This window comes from Bdellovibrionales bacterium (genome assembly GCA_016714165.1).
Classification (GTDB): Bacteria; Bdellovibrionota; Bdellovibrionia; order Bdellovibrionales; family UBA1609; genus JADJVA01.
The window spans coordinates 1-5,113 of sequence record JADJNU010000009.1 but is presented as its reverse complement, the minus strand read 5'-3'; the positions used below and the strand labels follow the sequence as shown (position 1 = coordinate 5,113).

Here is a 5,113-nt window from a genome sequence, read left to right as displayed (position 1 = left end):
TGTCCCGCGTATAGTTGAAGTTTGGCGAGAGGTCATTGTTATTCATCCTACTTTTTGCTCAAAATCAATTTCAATTTCTTGTTTTGTAATCTCTCGAACTAATACCCACAGCGCCGGAAGACCTCGGTAGCCACGAACCTTGCGCATTCTCTTCTCATTGTGCAGACAAAAGTCGCCAGCCACCGCTGGAAGTGCTCGAGTTTTCCAGTGCTTCACACGCCGCATGTCTTCTTCCAAAAGTGAGTTCAAAGACTCAATTGGGATTTGTTGTCGAAAAGAATTTTTCAATCCTGGATAGCTTCAGTGCATTGCCAGCAGATCATCTTTGGCTTCAAGATAGCTTTCCAGAGCAGATTTATTCAAATCCCGAAGGATTGATTCCAGCTGATCCGACAACACCCTGGCCTCAGCCAGGTCTTTTGCGTCCCGTAGCGCCCAGAACGGACCCTTGGCTTTGTGGGACCCATCGCCCAGAGCCTTCTCGATGTTACGCCACTTGTGGATGTGGCAACGGATTCTGATGGCGCGCCTTTTTAGTCGATCATTGCACTGGTATTTTAAATTTAGCGCCTTGTTCAAGCCGCTGCCACCATCAACGATAAACAACATCCCATCCGTCGGCAAACCCCGGTTTTCCAGGTCATTCAATAAATTCAGACAAGACTGGTGGTTTTCAGATTCGATAAATTCCTAAAACATACTTTTTCCATTTGAAGACACGCCCAATGCGAATGATGACGCCGTAATTTGAAAATCTTTCCATCAATAAATACAGCTCTGATGTCCAGCTCTTTGATGGATCTTTTTGTAATTCTTCAATTTTCTTCGCCGTCACATTGATCCACTTCCTGGACACCGAACTTTTCGTTCACTGACCGTGAATGACTGCTTCCAAATTTTGTGTATAGTTCCATGGCATCCAGCTGTCGGGGTTAGACCTGACCAGTTCAAAGTTTTTTTGAATGGATACCATATAATCAAAAGCGTTGGCCTCACTCATGTCACAAGTCTTTATAATTGAGAGAAGAATGTCACCCACGAAGGCCCCGTATTCACTTTTAAAGAAGAGGAAGTTTTTTCGGTTTAGAACGGGGACTCTGAGCTGTTGCTCGAGAATATTGTTGTCGAGTGGGGCACCTGGGTGGCGGAGAAATGCGGTCAATCCCTTCCAATGCTTTTGCATGTATTTGACACCGGCTCCTAGTTTGGAATTGGGCTCAGCAAGTTTGTTGGGAAATACTTTGTCAATCCAGTTTTTGAGTTCCCCCATTGGCTGGGCACTCCTCTCTTGGTGGTACTGGAGGCGCTCTTCGGGGGAGAAATTCCCGTCTTTACATTGCTGTTCGTTTGCATAGACCTGAGAAATAAGTCCCAGCACAAATTCGCTTTCGCTTTTAAAGTCCTGCTCGATATCTTTAAATTGCCTGCGGCCGTGAGTGAGACACAGGTATTTCAATACCTCCTGAGCTCGGTCTTTGATGTTATTCATATTTAGAGCGTCTGACATAATGGCAATGGGACCCTGACTTTGCCGCCGAGTCAGGAGCTCTTCCAAATTCTCTCCACTGTATTTCCTTCCGGTAAAATATAGAATGATTTTCCCCTCTGGAGTTTCAGAAAGAATGCCCGTGGTGTACATGCCTGTTCTGTTTTTGGTATTTGGCTCCTGAAGTTCATTCTCCCTCATGAGGGAGAGAACTCGGGCCTTGGTGTCATCAATATAGAACAACTCTCCCTCCGAAGCCTTTCGGACCATGACCTTCCAAACCAGAATCATCTGGTTGGCCAGGTTTTCCGTCTGAGTCCAGAGTGTTGATCGAGCCACAGGGAGCCCGAGCTTTTCTTGTAGCTTTTCAAGACGGTAAAATGGCAGAGAGGACTTATAGTGAAGAATGGCTATCATGGCTTTGGCTTGTGCATCGAACTTCTCCTCTCCTTTTCCAATAAACTCAGCCTCAAATATTTTGCCACACAGGTTACAACGAAGCTTCTGGGTCTTATGAACACTCACGGAGAGAGGCGGATTTCCAGTCACACGCACATAAATGCCTGGATTCCAGTTGTACACCCTCCCTTTTTGACAGTCCGGACAAGAGTCCTTTTCCTTTAGATTTACTATCTCATGATTATGGACACTGGCTGATGGGTAATGATCGTGGCCATGGCGACCACTGCCTCCGGTGTTCCCATGAGCAGGCTTTTTCTCCTGAGGGTCTTTTTGTTGAACTTTCTCTGACTGCTTCCCAAATATCTTGCGCAATCGGGCGATAGTGGCGCTCTTAAGCCCGACCAGCCGATCTAGTTCAATCAAAGCTCTGAGGGCATTGACGAGCTTCTCTCTCGAGCCATCACTCAGATTTGACGATTCAATCTCATCAACTAACCGGTTGACTTCTTGCTCTGAAATCTCAATGTGAATCTTCTTCTTGCCTTTCAACATCGGAAAAGTCTTCCGCTGATCTCACAAAATTGGAAGTACTTTTCCATTCTCTTTGTGGTGCGGCTAAATCGGGATTTCCATTCCAGATAAGAACTGCCAGCTCTGAGGCCCGCAGCTCACCCGAGACTCCCTCTCCCGTCCTCCACCACTTAAAGGACCCACGACTGAGCCGCTTATGAAATATCCAAAACCCCTGGGAGTCATAAACCAATATCTTGAGAGATTTCCTCGATCTATTGGAGAAAACAAAAAGAGCTCCACTCATGGGGTCCTTCTCCATCTGCTCCTTGCAAACTCCACAAAGACCATCGATTCCCTTACGGAAATCCACCGCTCCGCAGTGGATATAAATCGGTGAGGCCGGACTGATTTGAATCACCGATGAATTTCAATCGTCAAATCAGAGAGCCGCAAAATAACTCGAGGTGCCTCAACTGTTAGATCGGGGGAAAACTTAATAAAGGGCCCAGAATTGTCTGGCACAAAATTCCTCCGCCGTAAATGAGAGGCGGATCGTTCCCTGCTTGCTTTGGATTGAAAAAATCCCGGCGATAAACTCAGTTCTCGACGCAGGAGGCGGTCATCAAATAGCTCTCGAAGCCCAAAAATTCGACTCCTCAGTTCATCAGGAAATTTCTCCTGAGGAGACTTCTTTCTCCCCCGCCAGGCTTCGATATCTTTCCTTAATTCTTGCAAAAAATCTGAATCCATTCCTCACCGCCTTTGAAAGTCTCAGACGGCCGATTTTAATCAAAAAAATCTCAGATTTCATTCATGCTCAGTGAACGGATACAATTCATATTATGGTGTCAGGGTGGTCCCCATTCGCGGTAGAACTTCAACCCCCTCAATTTTTGTGGTGGGGGGCAAGGTTGGGTTAAATCCCCACCTTAAAAAAATTTTAAGGGGGTGGGTAATTTTTGGTTTTGTGGATAATTTGGGGGGTGGGGGGGGTGTTCTCCCTTTTGTAAAGAAAATGGTTGGGGGGTGATTTAAAATTTGGGTTGGTTTGGAGGGGGGTGGGGGTGGTCCGGTGGTTTTTTTGCTCTTGGTCTACCCCCCCCAAAAATTGAGAGGTTGATTTGAAGTTCTACCCGTGCAAATCACATTAATCTAAATAGATTGAATACCCAATTCCAAGACCCGTCCATCCAATTTGAAGTCTCCCTGAAATCTTGCTTTTGAGAAAAATCCCCGATCTCCACTGCAAAGATTTCACTTAGAGGGGAATATTGGGATTCCCAGCTGAAATGCTAAATCCTCTTCCGTCAGCGTCATAATCGGTTCCAGATGATTCGCCTTCTTCTGCATATGACTGAAAAGCGAGGAGCCAGGTAAGGAATGTAAGTCGTTTCCTGGTATGTTTTCAATAATATTAAGCCTACCATAAAGGGTAAATAGACCAACTGACGATTTAGTATCTTCACCTTTACTTACTGTCGACAAATAGACAATCCCGGGTTCAAATCTACCTGTATTGTAGCCATACGAAATATTTGATTCGCCTGGAGTCTGTCTCTAGACTTCCTGTCAGGCCTTCAATTTCAATTTCCCCGCTGCCAGAGGAATACTTCCAAGACAGAGAATGTTCCCTTTTTCTAAGGGCCGAGTGATGGTCAAACATCTGAATAGTTGAATTCTTTTCTTCGACCGAGGGATCATCAGACTTGAAATCTGTGTCTGCGTTGCCGAATGCCAGCATTGGAAAAAATAACATCAAGGCGATTAAAGGTCTCTGGGTTCCCTTTGAAAATGTGGGATTAACATAAATAAGAGTAGTTGTTTTTGGCGCATTCAACAACACAAACTAGAAATCTAGTTGAAAGCCGAGGGCACCAACCTTTCGTGGAATGATTCCAGTATCTTTCAAAAGAAAGGCACCTCATGAAAAGAAGTACCAGACAGAGAAAGCAAGGTTCTGCATCCTAAACCTGATCAAACCCATTCTTGGCTTGCAAATTGGGTGAGTTGGTTCGCTAGTATGAAACGAGTGATCAATAGGCATTAATTGGATCTCTCTCCACATTCGATGAAATAGGGGCAATAGCCAGATTGATCTTTAAAGATCATGTGGAGGACTTCGACTTTATTTAATCTAGTTGGGCCAATGTTACATTACCCATAAAAGAACTCCCATAGTTTTCCTTGCAGGGGCTAGTTTTCTTCTAATTTTTGGTCTCATCCCGTCCTGTACCATTTAATTCATCGATCTAGGAAGAGTTCCATGATTGTCGGCGGGAGTCTTATCTTTAAAGTGGTAGTCTGAGATCTATCAATTGACCATTTACGATCTCGACCACTAATACTGTCTGACCTTCTTTGAGGCTTGCGATTTCCATTGGGTATATTATATATTCAGCGGCCTTCCTGCCTCGCTCAAATTTTGCATTAATGGCGCCGCCGTATTTATCCAGTTTCTAGTCATCGCCCAACCTGGTGTATCTAACGTAACTTTAAGGAAAACTTCCATCTTCCAGATTCTCCAGGAAGTGTCTTCTTTATAGAATTTCGCTTTCAGGGGGGTTGTTTGGATTCTCGGGTCTCGACACACTCTGGCACCATTTCGATGGTAACTTCACGAATCCCAGGTTTATCGAATTTCACTCGTTGGCCGTCGTGGCTCTCCTGTCCACTCGAATATTTCTCAGCAGAACCCTCGGTCTTATATTCCGA

7 protein-coding genes are annotated in these 5,113 nt (G+C 45.0%); all 7 read right to left on the bottom strand.

The genetic code is table 11. The features are described 5' to 3' along the window. Positions 1-42: 42 nt before the first annotated feature. The 7 genes from IPJ71_18790 to IPJ71_18760 all read right to left on the bottom strand — a co-directional run bounded on the left by IPJ71_18790 (position 43) and on the right by IPJ71_18760 (position 4,142). Positions 43-288, bottom strand: coding sequence for a hypothetical protein (locus IPJ71_18790; protein MBK7845688.1), 246 nt, complete (start codon positions 286-288; stop codon positions 43-45). A 12-nt stretch (positions 289-300) separates the two neighbouring features. Further along, positions 301-648 carry a hypothetical protein gene (locus IPJ71_18785; protein MBK7845687.1) on the bottom strand — a complete coding sequence of 116 codons (348 nt, stop codon included), beginning with the start codon at positions 646-648 and terminating at the stop codon, positions 301-303. 25 nt (positions 649-673) lie between these two features. Continuing rightward, positions 674-856: a hypothetical protein gene (locus IPJ71_18780; GenBank protein MBK7845686.1), complete on the bottom strand. Its 183-nt coding sequence runs from the start codon at positions 854-856 to the stop codon at positions 674-676. Between the two features lie 12 nt (positions 857-868). Then, on the bottom strand, positions 869-2,440 hold the full coding sequence (locus IPJ71_18775) for an IS66 family transposase (GenBank protein ID MBK7845685.1): 1,572 nt from the start codon (positions 2,438-2,440) through the stop codon (positions 869-871). Then, complete coding sequence (gene tnpB / locus IPJ71_18770; protein MBK7845684.1) at positions 2,409-2,819, bottom strand: IS66 family insertion sequence element accessory protein TnpB; 411 nt, start codon at positions 2,817-2,819, stop codon at positions 2,409-2,411. The genes IPJ71_18775 and tnpB overlap by 32 nt, the downstream gene beginning before the upstream one ends. Beyond that, positions 2,816-3,151 carry a hypothetical protein gene (locus IPJ71_18765; GenBank protein ID MBK7845683.1) on the bottom strand — a complete coding sequence of 112 codons (336 nt, stop codon included), beginning with the start codon at positions 3,149-3,151 and terminating at the stop codon, positions 2,816-2,818. The genes tnpB and IPJ71_18765 overlap by 4 nt, the downstream gene beginning before the upstream one ends. A 757-nt stretch (positions 3,152-3,908) precedes the next feature. After that, positions 3,909-4,142 carry a hypothetical protein gene (locus IPJ71_18760; GenBank protein ID MBK7845682.1) on the bottom strand — a complete coding sequence of 78 codons (234 nt, stop codon included), beginning with the start codon at positions 4,140-4,142 and terminating at the stop codon, positions 3,909-3,911. Positions 4,143-5,113: the final 971 nt, after the last annotated feature.